Genomic DNA, 23,282 nt, shown 5'->3' with positions numbered 1-23,282 from the left:
CAACGCCGCGGCGAAATCATTCGGTCTACGGTTCAGGCCAGCTCGACGCCCTGGGACTCCGCCCAGGCGGTCAGCGTGTCCCGCAGCGGTCCTTCCGGATGCGCCAGCATCTCCGTCATCGCCGCCATCGCGGCACCGCGATCGAGCGAGCGCAGCATCGCCTTGATCGGCCCGACCGCCGCCGGGGTGATCGACAGGCGATCGATGCCCAGTCCGATCAGCGCCAGCGCCTCCAGCGGGCGCCCGCCCATTTCGCCGCACACCGCCACCGGCACGCCCGCCGCACGCGCCTCGGTGCTCACGCGCTTGAGGAACCGCAGGATCGCCGGGCTCAGCCAGTCGTAGCGCAGTGCCAGCTTGGGGTGTGCGCGATCGGCTGCGAACAGGAACTGCGTCAGATCGTTGGTGCCGATCGACAGGAACTCGAGCTTGGGCAGCAGCACGTCGAGCACTTCGGCCAGTGCCGGCACCTCCAGCATCGCGCCGTAGCGGATTTCGCTCGGCATCTTGCGCCCGCGCGCGGCGAGCCAGGCATGCTGCGCCTCGAACAGCGCACGGGCCTGGTCGAACTCCCAGGGCTCGGAGACCATCGGGAACATCACGTTGAGCGTCCGCCCCGCCGCCGCCTCGATCAGCGCGCGGGCCTGGGCCTTCATCAGGCCGTCTCGATCCAGCGCGAGGCGCAGCGCGCGCCAGCCCATGGCGGGGTTCTCTTCCTCGCCATCCTCGTCATGGTTCAGATAAGGCAGCGCCTTGTCGCCGCCGATATCGACGGTCCGGAACACCACGGGCCGGTCGCCCGCCGTCTCGAGCACGTCGCGATAGAGCCGCCGCTGCGCCTCTCGCTGCGGCAGCGTGGCGGAGACGAGGAACTGGAATTCGGTGCGGAACAGGCCGATGCCATCGGCGCCCGTCAGGTCCAGTGCTGCCACATCATCGCGCAGGCCGGCATTGACCATCACCGTCACGCGGTGCCCGTCCTTGGTGACGGGTGCGACGTTCTTGAGCTGGGCGAAGGCGGCCCGGCGCTTCTGGCTGAGCGTCAGCTTGGCCTCGAACGCCTCCTCCATCGCCAGCGAGGGGCGGACGAACACGCTTTCCTCGGCCACGTCGAGCAGCAGCAGATCGCCCTCGGCCACCTCGCGACGCACGTCCCGCACGCGACCCAGCACCGGCACGCCCATGGCGCGCGCGACGATGGTGACGTGCGCGGTCAGCGAGCCTTCCTCCAGCACCACGCCCTTCAGCCGCCGGCGATCATATTCGAGCAGCTCGGCCGGCCCCAGGTTGCGCGCGATCAGGATGGAATCCTGCCGCAGTCCCAGCTGTGCCGCCGTGCCCAGCTGGCCGGAGACGATGCGCAGCAGCCGGTTGGACAGGTCCTCCAGGTCGTGCATCCGGTCGCGCAGCAGCGGATCGTCGATCTCGCGCATGCGCTGGCGGGTGCGCTGCTGCACGCGCTCGATCGCAGCCTCGGCGGTGAGACCGGAATCGATCGCCTCGTTGATCCGGCGGCTCCAGCCCTCGTCATAGGCGAACATCTTGTAGGTGGCGAGAATCTCCTCATGCTCGCCGCCGCTGCCGAATTCGGCCTGGCTCGTCATGCGTTCGATCTGATCGCGCATCTTGTCGAACGCGGCATAGACGCGGTGGCGCTCGGCCTCGGTATCGTCGGCCACGGTATGCTCGATGGTGATGCGCGGCTGATGGAACACCGCCACCCCACGCGCCATGCCCTCGACCAGCCGGAAACCCCGGATCGTGCCGGCGCTGGTCGGCTGCAACCGGGTGGAGGCACCGCCCGCCGCGTCGATCAGCTCGGCATTGGCGATCAGCTCGGAGAGCACCATCGCCACGGTCTGCAGCGCCTCGATCTCGATATCGGCATAGCGCCGCGGATCGACATGCTGCACGGCGAGCACCCCCACCGCCCGCTCGCGCCGGATGATCGGCACGCCGGCAAAGCTGTGGAACCGGTCTTCGCCCGTCTCGGGATTGTGCACGAAATTGGGGTGGCTGGTCGCCTCGTCGAGATTGAGCGTCTCGACATGCGCGGCGATGGTGCCGACCAGACCCTCGCCCATTCCCAGCCGGGTGACGTGCACCGCCTCCTGCTTGAGGCCACGGGTCGCGAAAAGCTCGAGCACGCCCTCGCGCAGCAGATAGATCGAGCAGACCTCGCTGTGCAGCGCTTCGCCGATGATGTTGACGACGGCGTTGAGCTTGGATTGGACCGGCAGCCGTTTCGCCATCAGGTCATGAAGGCGGGTGAGAATTTCCCGGGCGGAGGCGGCAGCAGTCAGGGCCATAGGACAGCGCTAACAGATTGTGCGCACCCGCGCCAAGCCGGGTGCGCAGCAAAAGCGCAGGAAAGCCCGCGGCCCTGGCGTCAGGCCGCACGCTTCTCCAGCGCGTCGGCCGCCTCGGCCATCAGGGTCTCGATGATCGTCGCCACCGGCTCTTCCTTGGTGACCATGCCGACCGACTGGCCGGCCATCACGCTGCCATGCTCGACATCGCCGTCGATCACCGCGCGGCGCAGCGCGCCCGCCCAGTAATGCTCGATCTGCAGCTGCGCCTCGGCCATCTCCACGCTGCCCGCGTCGAGCGCCTGCGCCACTTCGCGCTGCTTGGCGGTGAACAGCTCGCCGCCGGCATTCTTGAGCGCACGCACCGGGATCACCGGCAGGCGCGGATCGATCTGCACGCTGGCGATCGCGTCGCGGGCGGAGGCGCGAATGAACGCCTTCTTAAAATTGGGATGCGCGATGCTCTCGGTCGCGGCAGCAAAACGCGTGCCGAGCTGGACGCCCGCCGCGCCCATGTCGAGATAGCCGGCGATCGCCTCACCCCGGCCGATGCCCCCGGCGACGAACACGGGGACCTGAGCGGCAACCTCGGGCAGGATCTCCTGCGCCAGCACGCTGGTCGAGACCGGGCCGATATGGCCGCCGGCTTCCATGCCCTCCACCACGAGCGCGTCGACACCCGAGCGGATCAGCTTCTTCGCGAGGCTCAGCGCCGGCGCGAAGCAGATCAGCTTGGCGCCGTGCCCCTTGATCGCGTCGAGCGACCCCGCCGGCGGCAGCCCGCCCGCGAGCACGACATGGCCGACGCCATGCTTGCCGCACACCTCGATCAGTTCGAACAGCTGCGGGTGCATGGTTATGAGATTCACGCCGAAGGGCTTGGTCGTCAGTGCCTTGGTCGCGGCGATCTCGGCATCGAGCAGCTCGGGGCTCATCGCGCCGCACGCGATCACGCCGAAGCCGCCCGCGTTGGAGATGGCGGCGACGAGGTTGCGCTCGGACACCCAGGACATCGCGCCGCCGAGGATGGCGGTCTCGCTGCCCAGGAAGTCGCAGCCGCGCGCCATGCGGCGGGCCAGGCGCTCGGCGCCGATCGTGGAGGTGCTGGTCATGCGCGGCGCCTAGCGCCGCAACCCCCGTTTCTGCAAGGGGCCGCAATCGCGGGTCCGTGCCGCTTTGGCGCTTGCCGCGGCCGACCCGGCACGACATGATACCGCTACCAAGAACAAGAAATTCCAGGAGTTGCGATGTCCGGGCCTGTCGATCCCGCCCTTTCGGTCGGCCGCCGCACGCTGTTGCAGGCGTCGGCCGCGGCGACGCTGGCGGCCGGGGCGGCGCGCGCCGGCACCGGTCCGGCGCCGCTGAGCCTCGTTGAGCCGGGCGCGGGCTTCCCGCTGATCCGCGGCGAAGTGCCCGCGACGATCGTGGTCGATGCAGGCGCGGACCCCGCCCTCACCCACGTCGCCGACGCCTTCGCGCAGGATCTGGCGCGCGTCGGCGGGACCGCGCCAAAGCGCGTCCAGCGGCTGGGCGACGCCAATGGCCCGCTAGTGCTGATCGCTGAGCTCGGCCGTTCGCCGATTCTCGATGCGCTGGTACGCCAGGGCCGGATCGACCCGCGCGACTTGGCTGGCGAATGGGAAGCCTATCGCCAGATCGTGCTCGACAACCCCGCCCCCGGCATCCCCCAGGCGCTGGTGATCATCGGCTCGAACCGCCGCGGCGCGGTCTATGGCACCTACGACATTTCCCAGCGGATCGGCGTCTCCCCCTGGCACTGGTTCGCCGACGTGCCGGTCCGCCGCCGGGCGGACGTGACCCTCGCCCCCGGCAGCCGCCGCGACCAGCCGCGGGTGCGCTATCGCGGCTTCTTCATCAACGACGAGGATCCCGGCTTCAGCGGCTGGGCCAAGAAGCATTTCGGCGGGATCAACGCGGCGATGTACGCGCATGTCTTCGAGCTGCTGCTGCGGCTGAAGGGCAATTATCTCTGGCCCGCCATGTGGGCGCCCAAGGCGTTCAACGACGACGATCCCAACAACATGATCCTCGCCGACGCGATGGGGGTGGTGATGGGCACCTCGCACCATGAGCCGCTGACCCGCGCGCAGGACGAATGGCACCGCAACACCGACAAGGGCGTCACCGGCGGCAAATGGGACTATGCGACCAACGCCGAAAATCTCCGCCGCTTCTGGCGGGGCGGGATCGAGCGGATGATGTCGAAGGGCGACGGCAAGGGCTATGACTGCCTGGTCACCGTCGGCATGCGCGGCGACGGCGACGAGGCGATGGCGGAGGGCACCGCCACCGAGCTGCTCGAGAAGATCGTGGCGGACCAGCGCAGCATTTTGGCCGAGGTGACGAAGCGCCCTGCCGAGGCGACGCCGCAGATGTGGGCGCTCTACAAGGAAGTACAGGACTATTACGACCACGGCATGCGCGTGCCGGACGACGTCACGCTCCTGTTCGCCGATGACAATTGGGGGCAGATCCGCCGCCTGGCGACCGCCGACCTCAACCGCAAAGGCGGCTACGGCGTCTACTACCACTTCGATTATGTCGGGGCGCCGCGCAACTACAAGTGGCTCAACACCGTTCAGATCGAGAAGACGTGGCAGCAGATGGACCTTGCCTGGCAGCGCGGGGCGCGGGCGATCTGGATCGTCAATGTCGGTGACATCAAGCCGCTGGAATATCCGCTGAGCTTCTTCCTCGACCAGGCCTGGAACCCGGAGGCGATGACGCTAGAGGCGATGACCGCCTATCCGGCGCGCTGGGCGGGCGCCGCATTCGGGGATGCCGTCGCGGAGAAGGTCGGCGCGATCCTCACCCGCTATGGCCAGCTCGCCGCGCGGCGGAAACCCGAACTGCTCGATGCCGACAGCTACGCGCTGGGGCCGGTCCGCGCCGATGGAAAGCTTGATGGTGGCGCGTTCGGCCGCATCGTCGCCGAATGGGAGGCGCTGGAGCGTGACATGGCCGCGGTGAAACCGCGCATCCCCGGCGAGGCGCACGACGCCTGGTTCCAGCTGGTCGAGCATCCGATCCTCGCCATGACCAACATCCACCGGCTCTATTATGCCGTCGCGTGGAACCACCGCCTCGCCGCGGCCACCGACGCTCGCGCCAATGGCTTCGCCGATCAGGCCGAGCGCGCCTATGCGCGCGATGCCGAGATCACCGCTGCCTATCACGCGCTGAACGGTGGCAAGTGGGACGGGATGATGGCGCAGACGCATATCGGCTACACCAATTGGCAGCAGCCCGATCGGCAGGTGATGCCGGCGGTGCGCCGGGTCGGTGGCAAGGCGGACGCGATCGTCTTCGTGCCGCCCTCACGTTCCGCCGATCAGATCGTGATCGAGGCGCCGGACTTCGCCGCCGCGACCGGCGGCAAGGGCCTGACGTGGCACCGCGTGCCGCATCTCGGCCGGACGCAGGGCGCGGTGACGACCTTCCCGCAGGGTCGCCCGCCGACCGGCACGGCCGACGGCGTGCGGGTCGGCTACGCGGTGACGCTTGCCAAGGGCGGCCCGCTCACGGTTGCGCTGGACTTGGTGCCGACGCTCGACACCACCGGCCGCAACCAGCAGCGCATCGGCGTATCGGTGAACGACGGCCCGGTGCAGATCCTCACCGACACCCTCGTCCCCGCCCCCAACGCAACGACCACCCAGGCCCAGCGCGACTGGAACAAGGCGGTCGAGGAAAACGGCCGCACGCTGACCGCGCGCTTCCCCGCGGTGGCGCCCGGCCGGCATGTCGTGAAGGTCTGGCGCATCGACGACAATGTCGTCCTCCAGCGCCTTGTCGTGACGACGGGAGCGTAGCCGAGCGGGCTACGCTCCCGCACACGTATCAGGCGGCGACGTCGTCCGCGTCGAGGCCATAGGCGGTGTGCAGCACGCGCACCGCCAGCTCGGTATAGTCTTCCTCGATGAGCACCGAGACCTTAATCTCGGAAGTGGTGATCGCCTGGATGTTGATGCCGCGCGCGCCCAGCGTCTGGAACATCGTCGCGGCAACGCCCGCATGGCTGCGCATGCCGACGCCGACCACCGAGACCTTGGCCACGCGCGTGTCATGGCTGATGCTGTCGAAGCCGATCGACTCCTTCTGCTGCGCCAGGATCTCCAGCGAGCGGGCAAGATCCGCCGCCGGCACCGTGAAGGTCACGTCGGTCGCGCTCGCGCTGCCGGCGCTCTGGTGCGCGATGTTCTGGATGATCATGTCCACGTTGATGCTGGCATCGGCAAGCGGCGTGAAGATCGATGCCACCGCGCCGGGCTTGTCCGGCACCGCGGTAAGCGTGATCTTGGCCTCGTTCTTGTCGTGCGCGATGCCGGTGATGAGCTGGCGTTCCACGTCCTGAATCTCCTCTTCGCCCACGATCATCGTCCCGGGCAATGTATCTGCCATCGGCGCGTCGTCGCCCGTGAAGGACGAGAGCACCTGCACGCGAACCCCTTCCTTCATCGCCAGGCCGACCGAACGGGTCTGGAGCACCTTGGCGCCGACGCTGGCGAGTTCGAGCATTTCCTCATAGGTCACGCGCTTGAGCTTGCGCGCGCGGGGCACGATGCGGGGATCGGTGGTATAGACCCCGTCGACATCGGTGTAGATGTCGCAGCGATCGGCCTTCACCGCCGCCGCCACCGCCACCGCCGAAGTGTCCGATCCACCGCGGCCGAGCGTGGTGATCCGCTCCTCGTGCACGCCCTGGAAGCCTGGGATCACCGCCACTTCGCCGTTCCCCATGCTGGCGAGCAGCGCGTCGGTGCCGATGTCCTCGATGCGCGCCTTGGCGAAGGCATCCGAGGTCTGCACCGGCAGCTGCCAGCCGAGCCAGGAGCGCGCGGGCACGCCGATCGCCTGCAGCGCGATCGCCAGCAGGCCGCTGGTGATCTGCTCGCCGGCGGAGACGACGACGTCATATTCCTTGGGGTCGTAGAGCGACGAGGCCTCGCGGCAGAAGCCGACCAGCCGATCGGTCTCGCCCGCCATCGCCGAGACGACCACCGCGACCTGGTTGCCCGCCTCCCACTCGCGTTTGACGCGGGCGGCGACGCTGCGGATACGCTCGATCCCGGCCATCGATGTGCCGCCGAACTTCATTACGATACGCGCCATGGCTGGTTGCTTGTTTCCTGGCCTTGGGAGAGATGGGCGAGCCTGATAGGAGCCAGCGATGCCGAACGCAACAATAGCTACGATTGACCCCCGTGAAGCTGAACATTTCGGTCGTCTGGCGGCCGATTGGTGGAATCCGAAGGGCTCCTCCGCCATGCTCCACAGGCTGAATCCTGCGCGGCTGGGCTATATCCGCCGGGCGATCGATGAACATTGGGCGGGCGATTCGGCCGATTTCATGCCGCTGACCGGCAAGACCGCGATCGACGTCGGCTGCGGCGCCGGGCTACTCTGCGAGCCGCTCGCCCGCCTCGGCGCGCGGGTTACCGGCGTGGATGCCGCCGCCGAGAATATCGGCGCGGCGCGGGCGCATGCCGAACCGTCCGGGCTGCCGATCGATTACGTCCATGGCGGCATCGAGGATTTTGTGGGTCGCACCTTCGATCTGGTCACCTCGATGGAAGTGATCGAGCATGTCAGCGATCCCGCCGGCTTCGTCCGCGGGCTGGCCGGCGCGCTGGCCGAGGGTGGGTTGATGGTGCTGTCCACCCCCAATCGCACGCCGCTCTCGCGCCTCGCCATGATCACGCTCGCCGAGGGCACCGGCGCGATCCCCAGGGGCACGCACGACTGGAGCCGCTTCCTCAAGCCGGAGGAACTGGAGGCACTGCTCGCGGATTCGGGCATGAAGGTGATCGATCGCCAGGGCCTCAGCTTCTCGCCCACCCGCGGTTTCGTGGTGAGCGAGAACGAGGCGCTCAACTATCTGGTGACGGCGATCCGCGCCTGACGGGAGAAGGATCATGAACCCGCTCGACCGCTTCGTCGCCGCCCAGGCACGCGACTATGCGGTCGCGCTGGCCGAGTTGCAGCGCGGGCGGAAGACCAGCCACTGGATCTGGTACATCTTCCCGCAGATCGCCGGGCTCGGCCGCAGCGACATGGCGCAGCGCTACGCGATCGCGGACTTGGCCGAAGCCCGCGCCTATCTTGCCCATCCGCTGCTTGGGCCCCGGCTTCGCGAAGCGACGACGGCGCTGCTCGGTCATGCCGGCCGGCACTCGGCGGAGGCGATCCTTGGCGGCATCGACGCCATCAAAGTCCGCTCGTCGATGACGCTGTTCGAGGCGGCGGACGGCACGGCAGGCAGCGTGTTCGCCGCCTGCCTGGACGCCTTCTATGCGGGCAGTCGCGATCCCGAGACGCTGCGCCGGATCACTTGTTGAGGTCGAGCAGCAGGATCGGCCCGATGTCGAGCACCTGCTTGCCGGTGGCGAGGTGCAGCGAGACCGAGATGTCGCCCACCGCATAGTCACGGTCGGCAACGCCAACGACATGCACCATCTTCCACTCGCTGCCGATGTCCGCCTCGCCCTTGAACACGGTGGTATAGGGTTCCTTGGCAAGGCCGACCTGGATCGTCGAGATCTTGGCGGTGGTGGCACCCTCGGGCAGCTTTTCCGCGCGCGCCCAGACCGCGACGACCAATTTGTCGCCCTTCTTCACCGGCTGGTTGATCGACGAGATCAGCCCTACGCTCCAGGGCTGGTCCGACGCACTGGTGATCGGCACGCGCAGCGCGCGACCGCCCTGGACGTTCTTGTCCTTCACCACCGCCGGCTTGGTGCTGAGGCCATAGACGGTGAACGCCTCCGGCGTCGGCGCATTGATGATCTGCTTGGAAATGTCCGGCTGCTGCGCCTGCGCCTGCGCGAGCGCAGGTGACGCGGTGGCGACGGACAGCCCGAATGCGATCATGAACGGCCATAGTTTCATGGCACCCCTCCTCTGTTGTTTTGGTTGCGCGACAGGCTATCGGCCTCGTCAACGCTGTCAATAGGCGGCGATTGACAGGCCCGAGCCGACAGCGGACAGCGTGCCGCCATGTCGACGATCAAGCTGCACCCGAGCTGGCTCGCCCCGCTCGAACAGGAATTCGCCCAGCCCTATATGGCGGCGCTGCGCGACTATCTGCGTGCGGAGAAGGCGGCGGGAAAGCGCATCTTTCCGGCAGGTGGCGACTGGTTTCGCGCACTCGATCTGACGCCGCTGGAGCAGGTGCGCGTGGTGATCCTCGGGCAGGACCCCTATCATGGCGAAGGCCAGGCGCACGGCCTGTGCTTCTCGGTGAAGCCCGGCGTGCGGACCCCGCCCAGCCTGGTCAACATCTACAAGGAGATGGAGACCGACCTCGGCATCCCCCGCGCGCAGCACGGCTTTCTCGAGCATTGGGCGGAACAGGGCGTGCTGCTGCTCAATGCGGTGCTGACGGTGGAGATGGGCCGCGCCGCCGCACATCAGGGGCGTGGCTGGGAGCGCTTCACCGATGCGGTGATCCGCCTGGTCAACGCCAGGGCGGAACCGGTGGTATTCCTGCTCTGGGGTAGCCATGCCCAGAAAAAGGCGGCGTTCGTCGACTCGATCGAAAAGGGCGGACGGCACCTGGTGCTCAAGGCCCCCCACCCCTCGCCGCTCTCGGCACATTCGGGGTTCTTCGGGAGCCGGCATTTCAGCAAGGCGAACGCGTTTCTGGAGAGCATCGGCCAGAAGCCGATCGACTGGGCATTGCCGCCGCTGGGGTGAATGTTGTCCGGCAGGTTCCGGCTTGCAAAATTTGTATCGGAAGGAGGCGGCTGTACTCGCGGTGGGGATCGACGGAGGCACGGAAAGACGCCTGGAAGCGCTGGCGGCGCGGATCGGACAGACCAGGACCTTCTACGCCCGCGAGGCGATCCTGGCGTACCTCGACGATCTCGAGGACTTCTACATCGCCGAGGAGCGACCGAAGGACTTTCGCTCCCACGACCCGGTCCCGCCGGCGGACCTGAAGCCCGAGCTTCGCCTGGTCGATTGAATTCGCCCCCGAGGCGCCAAAGGAATTGCGCAAATTCGGCAGGCAGGAAGCAGGGCGCATCCTAAGAACTGTGGAGGAGCGGATTGCGACGTTGGCAAACCCGCGATCGTTCGACGCTACGCTTACGGGCGAGCATATCGGCTATCGGCGGTGACGGCTCGGTGACCATTCGGTCATCACGCGCATCCAGCAGCGGTGGGTCGTCATCATTGTTGTCCGGATTGGACAGCGCCGCGAGACTTATTGTTAGCCGGGCGAGCGCACGCCCGCCCGGCTTGCAACTTCAATCGTGCTCGCGGCCGCCGGCGCCCATGTAGAGCTCGCTGCCGGTCTCGCGGAACACCTTGCTCATCTCGGCCATGCCCGTCTCGGCATCCACCGTCGCCGGCGTCGCCGCCAGGAAGGTATCGGCCGAGGCGTTCTGCTTCGCGGCGAAGTCGCGCACCTCCTGCGTGATCTTCATCGAGCAGAATTTCGGCCCGCACATCGAGCAGAAATGCGCGGTCTTGGCGCCCTCGGCCGGCAGTGTCTGGTCGTGATACTGCTCGGCGGTGTCGGGGTCGAGCGACAGGTTGAACTGGTCGCGCCAGCGGAACTCGAATCGCGCGCGGCTCAGCGCGTCGTCGCGCACCTTGGCCGCCGGATGGCCCTTGGCGAGGTCGGCTGCGTGCGCCGCCAGCTTGTAGGTGACCACGCCGACCTTCACGTCGTCGCGGTCGGGCAGGCCCAGATGCTCCTTGGGCGTGACGTAGCAGAGCATCGCCGTGCCGTACCAGCCGATCATCGCGGCGCCGATACCGCTGGTGATGTGGTCATAGCCCGGCGCGATGTCGGTGGTCAGCGGCCCGAGCGTGTAGAAGGGCGCCTCGCCGCACGCCTCGAGCTGCTTTTCCATGTTCTGCTTGATCTTGTGCATCGGCACATGGCCGGGGCCCTCGATCATCACCTGCACGTCCTGTTCCCAGGCGCGCTTGGTCAGTTCGCCCAGCGTGTAGAGCTCGGCGAACTGCGCCTCGTCATTGGCGTCGGCGATCGAGCCGGGGCGGAGACCATCGCCCAGCGAATAGGCGATGTCATAGGCCTTCATGATCTCGGTGATCTCGTCGAACCGCTCGTAGAGGAAGGATTCGCGGTGATGCGCGAGGCACCATTTGGCCATGATCGAGCCGCCGCGGCTGACGATGCCGGTGACGCGCTTGGCGGTCATCGGGATGTACGGCAGCCGGACGCCGGCATGGATGGTGAAATAGTCGACGCCCTGCTCGGCCTGCTCGATCAGCGTGTCGCGGAAGATTTCCCAGGTGAGGTCCTCGGCGATGCCGCCGACCTTCTCCAGCGCCTGGTAGATCGGCACGGTGCCGATCGGCACCGGCGAGTTGCGCAGGATCCATTCGCGGGTGTCGTGGATGTTGCGGCCGGTGGAGAGGTCCATCACCGTGTCCGCGCCCCAGCGGATCGACCAGACCATCTTGTCAACCTCGGACGCCACGTCGCTGGCGACCGCCGAGTTGCCGATATTGGCGTTGATCTTGACCAGGAAGTTGCGACCGATCGCCATCGGCTCGCTTTCCGGGTGGTTGATGTTGTTCGGGATGATCGCCCGGCCACGCGCCACTTCGTCGCGGACGAATTCGGGGGTCACATAGTCGGGGATCGCGGCGCCCCAGTCCTGCCCGTCGCGGACATATTCGGCCAGCCGCTCGCGGCCGAGATTCTCGCGCTCGGCAACATATTCCATTTCGGGCGTGATGATGCCGCGCTTGGCATAGTGCATCTGGGACACGTTCATGCCCGGCTTGGCGCGCAAGGGGCGCTTCACGACGTTGGGGAACTGCGGCACGCCGGCCGAGCGGTCCGGGCCCTTCAGGCCGTTGTCCTCGGGCTTCACCTGGCGCGCGTCATAGGCCTCGACATCGCCGCGGGCGAGGATCCAGTCGCGACGGAGCGCCGGCAGGCCGGCCATGATGTCGATGCGCGCGTCGGGATCGGTGTAGGGGCCCGAGGTGTCGTAGACGCGCACCGGCGCCTCGCCGCTGCCCGGCTCGAGATGTATCTCGCGCATCGCGACGCGGTGCTTGCCGACATGGATCTTGCGGCTGCCGCGGATCGGGCCGGTAGTAACGCCGATTTCGGTCTTGGCGGGAATGTCGGCCATGCTCGTCTACTCCTTCGGGCGGTACGCAGGAAGAGCAGACGGACCTCGGGAAACAAGACCCTCCCTCCCTACGCCGGTGTCAACCGGATCAGGTTCAGCGGGTCGAGGGCTGCAGCCCTCCTCTCAACCGCTGCGCCAGCGGTCCCCCGGGGAATGGTCTTGCTGTAAAGCCTTGCGGCCGTGCGGGCAATGGCCCCGTCAGAAGGTATAGGCGAGCCCGACCGCGCCATACCACTGGCTGCGCGAACCCGCGATCCGCACCACGGGCGAATCCGCCGCATCGTCCAGCATCCGCCGATAGGCGACACCGCCCACGGCCGACAGGCCGTGCGTCAGGTCGCCGGTGAGCGAGACATTGCCCATCGCGCCGAGCGTCCAGTCCTTCCACCCCTTGCGCGCAGTGTACACCGGCAGGCCGCTGCGCGCGCTGCCACCCGGCGTGACGCCGAAATAGGTCTGGGCGTAGCCGTCGCCCATATAGTTGGCGGAGAGGTTCAGCAGCACATAGGCCTTGCGGCTGAGCGGCGTGCCGTAGTTGATCGAGGGCGAGACCAGATAGCTCTTATGCACCGTGCCGACATCGTGGATGTACGACACGCCCACGGTGAGCTTGTCATAGTCGCTGGTGATCAGCCCCTGCTTGCCTAGACCGACAAAGCCGCCCGCTTCGATCGCGGTATCCACCTTGCCGAGCGCGGCGACCTGACGGTCGTCGATCCGCGACGTGCGGTTGAGGTTCACGTTGACGACCGGCCCCGCCTGGAAATCCCAGCCCGGACCGTTGTTGTCGGCAATCAGGTCGGCCCAGGCGCGGCTGCCGAGCAACGCGAAGTTGATGCCGGAGACGCGGCCGCGGATCGCCGGCGCGGCGGTGATCACGCTCTTGTCGGAACCATCATAGCTCGGAACGACGGCAGCGCCGACGCCGATCATCACCGTGTCGCGGGTGAGATCGGGCGGCGAATCGGTCGTCTCCTGCTGGGCAAGGGCCGGCGCCGCGGCGAGCAGCGGAAGCGAGACGAGCGCGGCGCGCGCCGCGGTGCGCAGGAAAGACATGCAATGCTCCGGAAACGGGATCAGGGGATCAGAACCCGGGCAACGCCTGCATGCTCGCGCAGTTCCTACAGCAGATAGCGCAGCTTCACTTCCTGCCGGTCGCCGCCGCCCTCCAGCGGGAAGCGGGCGGCGGAAAAGCGCGGTGGGCCGAAGCCGATGACCGGGTTGCGCGAAAAGCCGAAGCCTTCGCGCGGTATGCCCATAAAGGTATCGAGCTTGCCGTTGCCATTGGCATCGTGGATTACCGCCACGGCATAGTCGCCGGGCGCAAGCGCCGTCAGGCGCAGCTTGCCGTCGCTTGCCGGGATCGTGCGCTTGATCGCGCCGCGGCCGTCGCGACAATCCGGGAATTCGCTCGCGGCGGGCGCGATGCAGACCTGGAGCAGCCCGCGCGTCGAGCGCAGGCTGGTGAAATCAAGCTCCAGCGTCGCCAGCGGCGCGGCGCTGGTCAGCAGCGGCAGCAGCACGAGCGTGGCGCTTGCCCGGCGCATGGTCGAACCGCCCCAACCCCTGGTCCGTCCCGCACAGCCGGTCCCAGAACCGGAAATAAAGTCCATAATTGCACCCATACCGCTCGTGATGGCGCTGATGATGGCTCGCCGTGATCAGCCACGCCCCCAATGGCCCCCGCCACATCCAGGCCGGAAAGATTTCCCAGCCCATGTGGTTGGTCACTCCCATAACCGTCATCACCGTCAGTACCAAGCCAAGTGCGCCGACATGGATCGGAATTGCGAAGACCAGCAGCGGAATGACGATCGCGCCGCTCAGCGCCTCGCCCCAATGGAAGCTCATCGCCGCCCAGGCGGTCGGCGGGCGGCTGGCATGATGGACCGCGTGGTAGCGGCGGAACAGCGCAGGCCGGTGCATCGCGCGGTGCGTCCAGTAGAACCAGGTGTCGTGCAGGAACAGATACAGGAAGACCGAGACCGGCAGATACCAGAGCGGCATCGCGTGCACGTCGTCGTAGATCTGCGTCCAGCCGTGCGCCTTCCAGCCCCAGGCGACGATGCCGGCGGGGATGCCGTAAATCGCCGCGGAAGCGAGGCTCCAGCCGATCTCCTTGGCGATCTGACGGTCGAGCCCGGCATAAAGCCCCGGATGGCGCAGCCGCGTCGCCAGCGCGAATCCAGCGGAAGCGGCGAGATAGCGCACGCCGACGATCACCGTCATGGCGAGCGCCGAGGCGAAAATGGCGAGCGCGATGTTCATGGCAAGGCGTGCTACGCGGTCGGACGCCCCGCGGCAATGCGAACCGTTCCGCCTTGTCCGCGCCATCGCGGAGTTTCAGCCATGCCCATCGCCCCGCTCCGCACCCGCCCGGTCGAGATCCTCACCCTCCATGTGCCGGTGGCCGCGGAGACGCTGCGCAGCCTTGCCACGGGGGACCACGCCTGCATCGACGGAGAGCCCGCGCTGTCCGCCATTCTCGCCATCGTCCGCGAAGCAAACCCGCTGGGCGATTTCGGCGTCTATCGCAGCGTCGTGGAACTGGGGCTGGGCTGGGAGCTCTTCACGCCCGCAGGTTCCGCCCGGCCGACGCTGGGCGTGGCGGACACCGAGAGCCGATCGCCCACCGTGATCCTCCGCATCCATCTCCCGGCAGAGGATCGTGCCCTCGCCGATGCTGCCATCACGCGGATCCTGGCAGCACATCCATGGGAAACGCCCGTGATCGAACGCAGTACCGCCGATCTCCTGATCCGATAACGCTAACCTTCCGCAAGGAAGCACCGGCCTTCCACAGCAACATAATCTCCACCCACCGCCGCGGCTACCGGTGTCCATCGTAGTTCTACGCAGTCCTGTCGTTTCCCTTTCTCAACGCATCGTTCCTAGTCTGGCAGCCTGACAAGAATAGAACATGGGTTGCTGGGAGTGGATGTCGTGAAACTTCGCTATCTCTTGCTCGCTTTCTGCTCGAGCATCATCGTCCATCCTGCCCTCGCCCAGTCGCAGGGCGACGACAGCAAGGCCGCCCCAGCGGCGCAGACCCCGGAGAAGGAAGTCTTCTCCACCGGCGTCGCCAAGGGCCGGGACCGGCTGGACAGCGCCACCTCCACCAGCGCCCTGCGGGCGAGCGAGTTCGAGAAGCTCGGCCCGCGGCCGCTCGGCGACCTGCTGCGCACGATGCCCGGCATCCGCGTCGAGAACGCCATCGGCGAGGGCAATGCCAACTATACCGTGCGCGGCCTTCCGCTCGCGGCCGGTGGCTCGAAATATATGCAGTTCCAGGAAGACGGGCTGCCCGTGCTGGAATTCGGCGACATCTTCAACGTCGCGGTCGACGTGTTCATGCGGCCCGATTTCAACGTGGCGGCGATCGAGACCATCCGCGGCGGCTCCGGCTCGACCTTCTCGTCCAACGCACCGGGCGGACTGGTCAACCTGATCTCGAAGACCGGCGAGACGCGCGGCGGCGCGGTGCAGTTCACCACCGGGCTGGACTATGGCGAGAAGCGCGTGGACATGGATTATGGCCAGCCGATCGGCGATGGCTGGCGCTTCCATGTCGGCGGCTATTATCGCTCCGGGGAAGGCCCGCGCGACATCGGCTTTACCGGGTACAAGGGTGGGCAGATCCGCTTCAACGTGACGAAGCAGTTCACCAACGGCTATGTCCGCCTCCACGCCAAGTGGCTGGACGATCGCTCGCCCACCTTCGCGCCCTATCCGATCAAGATCGGCGGTACGAATGACAAGCCGGTGATCACCAACGCCGGCAATTTCGACATCCGCACGGATTCGCTGCTGTCCCCCTTCATCGGCCCGGTGATCACGCTGAACGGCGACAACAAGCTGGATCGCTTCGAGGTCGCCAATGGCATGCGCGCGATCAGCAAGTCGGTCGGTATCGAGGCGCAGTTCGATATCGGCGGCTTCACGATCAGCGAGCGCATGCGCTATTCGGCCAATTCGGGCGACTTCCTGCGCGTGTTTCCGTCGAACGTCGGCACGGTGGCGACCATCGCTGCGTCGCAGGCAGGGGCTGGCGCGATCGCGACCTATGCGAGCGGCCCCAACATCGGCAAGCTCGTGCCGGCGGACGCCAATGGCAACGGCCTGCTCGCGTTCAACTACATGGCGCAGACCCGTGCCCGCGCGCTCGACAATTTCACCAACGACATCCGCACGACCCGCGTCTGGAAGATGGGCCAGGGCGACCTGACCGTTACCGGGGGCTTCTACAAGGCCAACCAGAAGTTGAACGCGCAGTGGCTGCATGCCGGCATCGACACCGATGTGGCGGGCGGTGCGCAGACCGCGATGGTCAACGTGACCAGCGCGGCAGGCGTGGCGCAAGCCCAGAACGGGTATTACACGTTCAGCCGCAACGGCAGCAAGTTCCGCCGCATCTTCGACGTGTCGTACGACATTCTCGCGCCCTATGGCTCAGTGAACTATCGGGTTGGTAAGCTCTCGATCGGCGGCAGCGTCCGCTATGACCGCGGGCGGGTGCGCGGCTCGCTGATCGGTGCCGATCTGGGCGGTGGCCGCGTCGGGCTGACCAGCTTCGACATCAACGGCAACGGCGTGATCTCGGCCCCCGAAACGCGCGTCGCCATCCTGCCGCTCGATAAGCCGGCGCCGGTGAACTACAATTACGGCTATTGGAGCTATTCGAGCGGCATCAACTACCGCGTCGCCGAGCCCTTCTCGGTCTTTGCCCGCTACAGCCACGGCGCCCGCGCCAATGCCGACAAGATCCTGTTCACCCCAGCGGTGAGCGCGATCACCGGCGGCGTGGCCGATCCGGCGGACAAGGACGACGGGGTCACCCAGCTCGAAGGCGGCTTCAAGTTCCGCAAGGCCGGCGCGACGCTCAACGTCACTGCCTTCCGGGCGACCGCGGAGGACCACAACGTCCTCAACGGATCGGCCAACCAGACCATCCGCAGCTATCGCGCGACCGGCGTGGAGATGGAAGGCAGCTACCGTCGCGGCGTCTTCAGCATCACCGCGGGCGCCACCTATACCACTGCCAAGATCACCAAGGACCAGCTGGATCCGACGCTGACCGGCAAGGAACCGCGCCACCAGCCCGCCTGGACGCTGGAGGCGACGCCGCAAATCGAGCTGCGCCGCGTGACGCTGGGTGCCAATATCGTGACGATCACCAGCAGCTATGCGCAAGACAGCAACCTGCTCAAGATGCCCGGCTTCACCACGGTTGCGGCGTTCGTGGTCGTCAAGCCGATCGACCGGGTGCGGGTGATGGTCAACGCGACCAACCTGTTCAACACGACCGGCTTCTTCGACATCAACCAGAGCGAAGTCCCAGCCAACGGCATCGGCTGGGGCCGCGCGATCAATTGCCGCACCGTATCGCTCTCCGCCAAGCTCGACTTCTGACGGGCAAGAGGCGCCGGTTCCCCGGCGCCTCCCCCTGACTCAGGCCAGTGTCGGCTTGGCCGAACGGCGGCGCAGCGCCGCGCCGGCAAGGCCGAAGCCGCCGATCAGCATCGCCCAGGCGGTCGGTTCCGGCACGCCGCTCGGCGGCGGCACCAGCGTCGCGGTCAGCGACAGATCGTCGATCGCCAGGCCATGGTCCGAACCGCCGACGTCGCGGTCGGTCCAGCGAATCGCGAAGCTGCCGCCATCGGCGATCAGCAGGTTGGCGATCGTCGCGCTGATCGCCTTGCGGTTCGCCGCGTCGTTGCCGTTCAGCGCGCTGCTCGCGCTCCCCGAACCGCTGCCGTTCTTGATGCCGGCAAAGTCGAGCGCGTTGAACGCGGTCCAGCTGCCGTTCGACAGCGAGGTGGCGTTCAGCGAATATTCGAAGCGCAGCACGTCGCTGCTCGCGGTGCCAAGGCGCCACTGCTCACCGAAATAGTCGAGCGCGATCGACTCGATCGTGCCGCCAAGCGCATTGGTGAAGAAGGCGCCGAACAGGATCGTCGAAGCATTTGTCGAGGTGACGCTGCCCAGCGCCCGCTCGCTGCCGGTGCCGAAGGCATAGGCGGTGCCGGTGTTGGCGTTGGTCGTCGCATAGGCATCGTCGGAACCGGCGGTGTTGCTGCCACGCTCGTCCAGCTGCCAGCCCGTCGGCAGCACCTTGGACGTGCCGCTGGTGGCCAGCGTGTTGAAATCCTGGCTATAGGTCTTGGTGGTCAGCACCAGCTGCGCCTGTGCCGCCGGCGCAGCCAGTGCGGACACGGCGAACGCCGCGGCAATCATCTTGCTCTGCATGTTTCGATTCCCCTGTTTTGCCGCGCGACGGCGGCGTCCGGGGCCTAGGGGGGCTGTGTGCAAGACATGTGACGTGATTAAAATAAAATGAACGTCTTACCCGTGACTTTACGCATCCGCGCTACGCCCGCGCGGATCCATCGTTTCGCCGCGCAGCCCCAAAGCCGGGGTTCCCACACCCCCGGGCTTGGGCTAGGCGGACGACTATGCCTTCAACCATCAGTTGTGACGTCGCCATTGTCGGCGGCGGCCTTGCCGGCGGGCTTATCGCGCTGGCAATCCGGAAGAAGAAACCCGATTGCTCCGTCCGGCTCATCGAAGGCTCGGCGCGGATCGGCGGCAATCACCTCTGGTCGTTCTTCGCCGAAGACATCGCGCCCGAGCATCGCTGGCTCGCCGCCCCGCTGATCTGCCATGGCTGGAACGGCTATGATGTCGCCTTCCCGGCGCATGCGCGCAGCCTGCCGGGTCGCTACTACTCGGTCGAGTCCGAGCATTTCGACCGGGTGGTCCGCGAGGCGCTCGGGCCCAAGGGCCTGCTGCTCGGTCGCGAGGCGGCGGACATCACCCCCACCGCGGTCGCGCTCGCCGATGGCGATCTGGTCGAGGCGGAGGGCGTGATCGATTGCCGCGGCGTGGGCGACACCAGCGCGCTGCAGCTAGGCTGGCAGAAATTCCACGGTGCCGAACTCGCCCTCGCTGCGCTCAACACGCTCCCGCGCCCGATGATCATGGACGCGACCGTGCCACAGATCGACGGCTATCGCTTCGTCTACTGCCTGCCGTTCAGCCCGACGCGGATGTTCGTCGAGGACACCTATTACAGCGACACGCCGTCGCTCGACATCCTCGCCACCGGCGACCGGATCGAAGCATATGCAGACGCCGCCGGCTGGCAGGTCGAGCGCGTGCTGCGCGAGGAAGTGGGCAGCCTGCCCGTGGCGATGGGGGGCGACCATGCCGCCTATTGGGCGGCCGGTGGCCGCGGCATCGCCAAAGCCGGCATGAAGGCGGGCCTGTTCCACCCGATGACCGGCTATTCCTTCCCGGATGCGGTGCGCAGCGCCGCGCTGATCGCCGATGCCATGGACTATTCGGGCGCCGCGCTGCACCAAATGCTGTATGGCTATTCCCGCGGGCTATGGCGCAAGCGCGGCTTCTATCGCATGCTCGCCGCGATGTTGTTCAAGGCGGCCGAACCCGAGGAGCGCTATCGCGTGCTGGAACGTTTCTATCGTCTGGATGCAGGTCTGATCCAGCGCTTCTATGCCGGCCAGTCGACCTTCGGCGATCGCGTGCGCGTGCTTTCGGGCAAGCCGCCGGTGCCGATCGGCCGCGCCCTCTCCGCGATCTGGAGCCGCTGATGCGCCGCGCAGTCGTGATCGGCGCCGGGTTCGGCGGCCTGGCGCTTGCCATTCGCCTGCAGTCGGCGGGCGTCGACACCACCGTCATCGAGGCGCGGGACAAGCCCGGCGGCCGCGCCTATTATTGGGAGCGCGACGGCTTCACCTTCGATGGCGGCCCGACGGTGATCACCGATCCGGATGCGCTCAAGGAGCTGTGGCGCCTTTCGGGCCACGACATTTCGGAAGACGTGACGCTCAAGCCGGTCACCCCCTTCTACCGCCTGTCCTGGCCGGACGGGACCACCTTCGACTATACCAATGACGATGGCATCCTGGCGGGCGAGATCGCCAAGCTCGATGCCAGCGACATCGCCGGCTATCGGCGCTTTCTCGACTATTCGGCAAGCGTCTATGAAGAAGGCTATGTGAAGCTGGGCGCCAAGGCGTTCCTGGACTTCAAGTCGATGCTGAAGGCAGCCCCTGCGCTGATGCAGCACCAGGCGTGGCGCTCGGTCTATTCGGTCGTTGCGGGCTTCGTGAAGAACGAGAAGCTGCGCGAGGCGCTGTCGTTCCACACCCTGCTCGTCGGCGGCAATCCGATGGCGACCAGCAGCATCTATGCGCTGATCCACAAGCTGGAGCGCGACGGCGGTGTGTGGTGGGCCGAGGGCGGCACCAACCGGCTGATCGCCGGCTTGATCCGCCATTTCGAGCGGCTGGGCGGCACGGTCCGCATCGGAGACCCGGTCGACGAGATATTGACGCTGGGCGACAGGGTGGTCGGCGTGCGCACCAAGAGCGGCTTAGAGGTGGAAGTCGACGCGGTGGCGAGCAATGCTGACATCGTCCACAGCTACCGCGATCTGCTGCGCAATTCGCGCAGCGCCCGGCGGACGAGCAACCGGCTGGTCAACAAGCGCTTCTCGCCGTCGCTGTTCGTCGTGCATTTCGGCCTGCGGGGGACCTTCCCGAACATCCCGCACCACATGATCCTGTTCGGCCCGCGCTATAAGGGGCTGCTCGACGACATCTACACCAACGGCGTGGTGAGCGAGGACTTCTCGCTGTACCTGCATCACCCGAGCGCGTCGGACCCGAGCATGGCGCCGGAAGGCCATTCGACCTTCTATGCGCTGGCGCCGGTGCCGCATCTCGGCAAGTTCCCCGCCGACTGGCGCGAGGTCGGCCCGATCCTCGAAGCCCGCATCCTCGCGGAAGTACAGCGCCGGCTGATCCCCGACTTGGCGGAGCGGATCGTCACCAAGTTCCATTATGCGCCCACCGACTTCCGCGACGACCTCGCCGCGCATCACGGATCGGGCTTCAGCCTGGAGCCGATCCTGACGCAGAGCGCCTGGTTCCGCGTGCACAACCGCGACGACGCGATCTCCAACCTGTATTTCGTCGGCGCGGGGACGCACCCCGGTGCGGGCATTCCGGGCGTGGTGGGGAGTGCCAAGGCGACGGCCGAGCTGATGCTGGGCGAGATGGCCTGAACCCTCTCAAGCCCCTTCCCTTCAGGCGCATCAGGTCGGCGCTGCTCCCGGCAGCGCCTGAACAGCGCGGGGCGCTGTTCACCTGATGCGGGGTTGGGGTGGGGCCCTGTCTTGCAGAGACCAACCAACGGGCTGGAATCCCTCCACCCCCACCCCCCTCCCAGGAGAAGGGACAAAGAAGAAGAGGCTCTCCCTCTCGGCCAAAACACGCTATCAGCCCCGCCACAGGAGCATCACATGAAGCGTATTGCCGTCTATTGCGGTTCGGCCACCCCGTCCGATCCCGTCTATATCGAAGCCGCCCGCACCCTTGGCCGCACGCTGGCCGAACGCGGCATCGGCGTCGTCTATGGCGGCGGTCGCCTGGGGCTGATGGGCGCGGTTGCCGATGCGGCACTGGAGGCCGGCGGCGAGGTGATCGGCGTGATCCCGACGCTGCTGGTCAATGCCGAGGTCGCGCACCGCGGGCTCACGGCCCTCGAAGTCTGCGATACGATGCACGAGCGCAAGGCGCGCTTCACCGAACTGGCCGACGGCTTCGTCAACCTGCCCGGCGGTACCGGCACGATGGACGAATTGTGGGAGGCGATGAGCTGGGCGCAACTCGGCTACCATGCCGATCCGATCGGCTTGCTCAACATCGCCGGCTATTACGACAAGCTCGTCGAATTCTGGGAACATATGGGCACGGTCGGCTTCGTCCGTCCGCAGCACCAGGGGCTGCTGCTGGTCGACTCCACGATCGACGGGCTGCTTGCCAAGATGGCGGATGCCCAGCCCGTCGTGCCGATCGCGCAGTTGCGCCGCGAACAGCTGTAATGCGCTATCCCGGGCGCGATGCGATCGTCGCGACCGCGGGCGAATCGATCGCCCGCGGATCGCGCAGCTTCGCCGCCGCAAGCAAGCTGTTCGATCCCAAGACCCGCGAGCGCGCCTGGCTGCTCTATGCCTGGTGCCGGCGCTGCGACGACATCGCCGACGGTCAGGACCACGGCCATGGCATGACGATCGTCGAGGATCCGCAGGCGCGCCTCGCCGACGTCCGCGAGCGCACCGCGGCGGCGCTGGCCGGTGAATGGGTGGGCGATGCCGCGTTCGACGCGCTGCGCATCGTGGCGCAGGAAACCGGCATGCCGCACCGCTTCGCCTGGGACCTGATCGACGGCTTCGCGCTCGATGCCGACGGCTGGCGTCCGCAGACCGAGGACGATCTGCTCCGCTATTGCTACCATGTCGCCGGCGTCGTCGGCTGCATGATGGCGGTCGTGATGGGGGTGCGGTCCAAGGATGAGGCGGTGCTGGACCGCGCCTGCGACCTCGGCCTCGCCTTCCAGCTTGCCAACATCGCGCGCGACATCGGCGAGGATGCGGAGGCCGGGCGCTGCTACCTGCCCGCCGACTGGCTGGCGGAGGTGGGACTCACGCCCGAAAACCCGCTGGCCGACCGCAACGCCCTCGCCATCCTCGGCACGCGGCTGGCGGATCGCGCCGAGGGCTATGAGATCAGCGCGCGGGGCGGCGCCGCAGCGCTCTCGTTCCGCTCGGCCTGGGCGGTGCTGGCCGCGGCGGACATCTATGGCGGCATCGCCCGCAAGGTCCGCGCGCGAGGGGCAGGCGCCTGGGACAGTCGCACCGCCACCTCGGGCAGCGAGAAGCTGTCCGCGATCCTCAAGGCCTGGGGTGCGGCCCGCCGCCGCGCGCCGACGCCGCGGCCCGCCGGCCTCTGGACACGACCGCGCTGAG

20 protein-coding genes and 1 riboswitch are annotated in these 23,282 nt (G+C 67.2%); of the genes, 11 read left to right on the top strand and 9 right to left on the bottom strand.

The window, feature by feature from the left end:
- Nucleotides 1-32: 32 nt before the first annotated feature.
- Nucleotides 33-2,309, bottom strand: coding sequence for a phosphoenolpyruvate--protein phosphotransferase (gene ptsP, locus OIM94_RS12840; RefSeq protein ID WP_264607112.1), 2,277 nt, complete (start codon nt 2,307-2,309; stop codon nt 33-35).
- A gap of 80 nt (nt 2,310-2,389) precedes the next feature.
- Nucleotides 2,390-3,421 carry an NAD(P)H-dependent flavin oxidoreductase gene (locus tag OIM94_RS12835; protein WP_264607111.1) on the bottom strand — a complete coding sequence of 344 codons (1,032 nt, stop codon included), beginning with the start codon at nt 3,419-3,421 and terminating at the stop codon, nt 2,390-2,392.
- Nucleotides 3,422-3,556: 135 nt separating this feature from the next.
- Between OIM94_RS12835 and OIM94_RS12830 the strand changes: the two genes are divergently transcribed.
- Nucleotides 3,557-6,142 carry a glycosyl hydrolase 115 family protein gene (locus OIM94_RS12830; protein ID WP_264607110.1) on the top strand — a complete coding sequence of 862 codons (2,586 nt, stop codon included), beginning with the start codon at nt 3,557-3,559 and terminating at the stop codon, nt 6,140-6,142.
- A 28-nt stretch (nt 6,143-6,170) separates the two neighbouring features.
- Here OIM94_RS12830 and OIM94_RS12825 read toward each other — a convergent pair whose 3' ends face one another.
- Entirely contained in the window at nt 6,171-7,442 is a 1,272-nt protein-coding gene (locus tag OIM94_RS12825; protein ID WP_264607109.1) for an aspartate kinase, read from the bottom strand.
- Nucleotides 7,443-7,500: 58 nt separating this feature from the next.
- Between OIM94_RS12825 and ubiG the strand changes: the two genes are divergently transcribed.
- Together ubiG and OIM94_RS12815 are read left to right on the top strand one after the other, a co-directional pair.
- A complete protein-coding gene (ubiG, locus tag OIM94_RS12820; protein ID WP_264607108.1) occupies nt 7,501-8,232 on the top strand; it encodes a bifunctional 2-polyprenyl-6-hydroxyphenol methylase/3-demethylubiquinol 3-O-methyltransferase UbiG in 732 nt (243 codons plus the stop codon).
- A gap of 13 nt (nt 8,233-8,245) precedes the next feature.
- Nucleotides 8,246-8,668 (top strand): DUF1810 domain-containing protein, encoded by a 423-nt coding sequence (locus OIM94_RS12815; protein ID WP_264607107.1) that lies wholly within the window; start codon nt 8,246-8,248, stop codon nt 8,666-8,668.
- Here OIM94_RS12815 and OIM94_RS12810 read toward each other — a convergent pair.
- A complete protein-coding gene (locus OIM94_RS12810; protein WP_264607106.1) occupies nt 8,658-9,218 on the bottom strand; it encodes a hypothetical protein in 561 nt (186 codons plus the stop codon). The two genes, OIM94_RS12815 and OIM94_RS12810, sit on opposite strands and share 11 nt — an antisense overlap.
- A 108-nt stretch (nt 9,219-9,326) precedes the next feature.
- Between OIM94_RS12810 and ung the strand changes: the two genes are divergently transcribed.
- Nucleotides 9,327-10,025, top strand: a complete 699-nt coding sequence (gene ung / locus OIM94_RS12805; RefSeq protein ID WP_264607105.1) for a uracil-DNA glycosylase — start codon at nt 9,327-9,329, stop codon at nt 10,023-10,025.
- A 61-nt stretch (nt 10,026-10,086) separates the two neighbouring features.
- Nucleotides 10,087-10,296, top strand: a complete 210-nt coding sequence (locus OIM94_RS12800) for a hypothetical protein (RefSeq protein WP_264607104.1) — start codon at nt 10,087-10,089, stop codon at nt 10,294-10,296.
- A gap of 283 nt (nt 10,297-10,579) precedes the next feature.
- Here OIM94_RS12800 and thiC read toward each other — a convergent pair whose 3' ends face one another.
- From thiC to OIM94_RS12780, 4 genes are all read right to left on the bottom strand, one after another.
- Nucleotides 10,580-12,451: a phosphomethylpyrimidine synthase ThiC gene (gene thiC, locus OIM94_RS12795; RefSeq protein ID WP_264607103.1), complete on the bottom strand. Its 1,872-nt coding sequence runs from the start codon at nt 12,449-12,451 to the stop codon at nt 10,580-10,582.
- 48 nt (nt 12,452-12,499) lie between these two features.
- A riboswitch (TPP riboswitch) is annotated at nt 12,500-12,610 on the bottom strand.
- A gap of 39 nt (nt 12,611-12,649) precedes the next feature.
- Nucleotides 12,650-13,507 (bottom strand): MipA/OmpV family protein, encoded by an 858-nt coding sequence (locus OIM94_RS12790; protein ID WP_264607102.1) that lies wholly within the window; start codon nt 13,505-13,507, stop codon nt 12,650-12,652.
- 65 nt (nt 13,508-13,572) lie between these two features.
- Entirely contained in the window at nt 13,573-13,974 is a 402-nt protein-coding gene (locus OIM94_RS12785) for a DUF2141 domain-containing protein (RefSeq protein WP_264607101.1), read from the bottom strand.
- Nucleotides 13,922-14,719 (bottom strand): sterol desaturase family protein, encoded by a 798-nt coding sequence (locus tag OIM94_RS12780; protein WP_264607100.1) that lies wholly within the window; start codon nt 14,717-14,719, stop codon nt 13,922-13,924. Before OIM94_RS12780 ends, OIM94_RS12785 begins: the two co-directional genes overlap by 53 nt.
- Before the next feature lie 81 nt (nt 14,720-14,800).
- On the opposite strand from OIM94_RS12780, the gene OIM94_RS12775 reads away from it, so the two are divergent.
- Nucleotides 14,801-15,217: a hypothetical protein gene (locus tag OIM94_RS12775; protein WP_264607099.1), complete on the top strand. Its 417-nt coding sequence runs from the start codon at nt 14,801-14,803 to the stop codon at nt 15,215-15,217.
- Nucleotides 15,218-15,394: 177 nt separating this feature from the next.
- Nucleotides 15,395-17,860: a TonB-dependent receptor domain-containing protein gene (locus tag OIM94_RS12770; protein WP_264607098.1), complete on the top strand. Its 2,466-nt coding sequence runs from the start codon at nt 15,395-15,397 to the stop codon at nt 17,858-17,860.
- Between the two features lie 39 nt (nt 17,861-17,899).
- On the opposite strand, the gene OIM94_RS12765 is transcribed toward OIM94_RS12770, so the two are convergent.
- The gene (locus tag OIM94_RS12765; RefSeq protein ID WP_264607097.1) at nt 17,900-18,697 is read right to left on the bottom strand and encodes a PEPxxWA-CTERM sorting domain-containing protein; all 798 of its coding nucleotides are present in this window, start codon (nt 18,695-18,697) and stop codon (nt 17,900-17,902) included.
- A gap of 206 nt (nt 18,698-18,903) precedes the next feature.
- Between OIM94_RS12765 and crtY the strand changes: the two genes are divergently transcribed.
- The 4 genes from crtY (at nt 18,904) to OIM94_RS12745 (ending at nt 23,281) form a co-directional block, all read left to right on the top strand.
- Entirely contained in the window at nt 18,904-20,061 is a 1,158-nt protein-coding gene (gene crtY, locus OIM94_RS12760; protein WP_264607096.1) for a lycopene beta-cyclase CrtY, read from the top strand.
- Nucleotides 20,061-21,539: a phytoene desaturase gene (locus tag OIM94_RS12755; protein WP_264607095.1), complete on the top strand. Its 1,479-nt coding sequence runs from the start codon at nt 20,061-20,063 to the stop codon at nt 21,537-21,539. The genes crtY and OIM94_RS12755 overlap by 1 nt, the downstream gene beginning before the upstream one ends.
- 237 nt (nt 21,540-21,776) lie before the next feature.
- Nucleotides 21,777-22,358 carry a TIGR00730 family Rossman fold protein gene (locus OIM94_RS12750; protein ID WP_264607094.1) on the top strand — a complete coding sequence of 194 codons (582 nt, stop codon included), beginning with the start codon at nt 21,777-21,779 and terminating at the stop codon, nt 22,356-22,358.
- Complete coding sequence (locus OIM94_RS12745) at nt 22,358-23,281, top strand: phytoene/squalene synthase family protein (protein ID WP_264607093.1); 924 nt, start codon at nt 22,358-22,360, stop codon at nt 23,279-23,281. The genes OIM94_RS12750 and OIM94_RS12745 overlap by 1 nt, the downstream gene beginning before the upstream one ends.
- The last annotated feature ends 1 nt before the right edge of the window (nt 23,282 follow it).

The organism is Sphingomonas sp. R1 (genome assembly GCF_025960285.1).
Taxonomy (GTDB): Bacteria; Pseudomonadota; Alphaproteobacteria; order Sphingomonadales; family Sphingomonadaceae; genus Sphingomonas.
This window is presented reverse-complemented; position numbering and strand designations above follow the sequence as displayed.

What these genes read in the sequence shown, in the direction of transcription:
- thiC (WP_264607103.1), bottom strand. Translation starts at nt 12,451, where the DNA reads ATGGCCGACATTCCCGCCAAGACCGAAATCGGCGTTACTACCGGCCCG.
- OIM94_RS12825 (WP_264607109.1), bottom strand. Translation starts at nt 7,442, where the DNA reads ATGGCGCGTATCGTAATGAAGTTCGGCGGCACATCGATGGCCGGGATC.
- OIM94_RS12830 (WP_264607110.1), top strand. Translation starts at nt 3,557, where the DNA reads ATGTCCGGGCCTGTCGATCCCGCCCTTTCGGTCGGCCGCCGCACGCTG.
- OIM94_RS12765 (WP_264607097.1), bottom strand. Translation starts at nt 18,697, where the DNA reads ATGCAGAGCAAGATGATTGCCGCGGCGTTCGCCGTGTCCGCACTGGCT.
- OIM94_RS12790 (WP_264607102.1), bottom strand. Translation starts at nt 13,507, where the DNA reads ATGTCTTTCCTGCGCACCGCGGCGCGCGCCGCGCTCGTCTCGCTTCCG.
- ung (WP_264607105.1), top strand. Translation starts at nt 9,327, where the DNA reads ATGTCGACGATCAAGCTGCACCCGAGCTGGCTCGCCCCGCTCGAACAG.
- crtY (WP_264607096.1), top strand. Translation starts at nt 18,904, where the DNA reads ATGCCTTCAACCATCAGTTGTGACGTCGCCATTGTCGGCGGCGGCCTT.
- OIM94_RS12835 (WP_264607111.1), bottom strand. Translation starts at nt 3,421, where the DNA reads ATGACCAGCACCTCCACGATCGGCGCCGAGCGCCTGGCCCGCCGCATG.
- ubiG (WP_264607108.1), top strand. Translation starts at nt 7,501, where the DNA reads ATGCCGAACGCAACAATAGCTACGATTGACCCCCGTGAAGCTGAACAT.
- OIM94_RS12775 (WP_264607099.1), top strand. Translation starts at nt 14,801, where the DNA reads ATGCCCATCGCCCCGCTCCGCACCCGCCCGGTCGAGATCCTCACCCTC.
- OIM94_RS12780 (WP_264607100.1), bottom strand. Translation starts at nt 14,719, where the DNA reads ATGAACATCGCGCTCGCCATTTTCGCCTCGGCGCTCGCCATGACGGTG.
- OIM94_RS12745 (WP_264607093.1), top strand. Translation starts at nt 22,358, where the DNA reads ATGCGCTATCCCGGGCGCGATGCGATCGTCGCGACCGCGGGCGAATCG.
- OIM94_RS12810 (WP_264607106.1), bottom strand. Translation starts at nt 9,218, where the DNA reads ATGAAACTATGGCCGTTCATGATCGCATTCGGGCTGTCCGTCGCCACC.
- OIM94_RS12815 (WP_264607107.1), top strand. Translation starts at nt 8,246, where the DNA reads ATGAACCCGCTCGACCGCTTCGTCGCCGCCCAGGCACGCGACTATGCG.
- OIM94_RS12750 (WP_264607094.1), top strand. Translation starts at nt 21,777, where the DNA reads ATGAAGCGTATTGCCGTCTATTGCGGTTCGGCCACCCCGTCCGATCCC.
- ptsP (WP_264607112.1), bottom strand. Translation starts at nt 2,309, where the DNA reads ATGGCCCTGACTGCTGCCGCCTCCGCCCGGGAAATTCTCACCCGCCTT.
- OIM94_RS12755 (WP_264607095.1), top strand. Translation starts at nt 20,061, where the DNA reads ATGCGCCGCGCAGTCGTGATCGGCGCCGGGTTCGGCGGCCTGGCGCTT.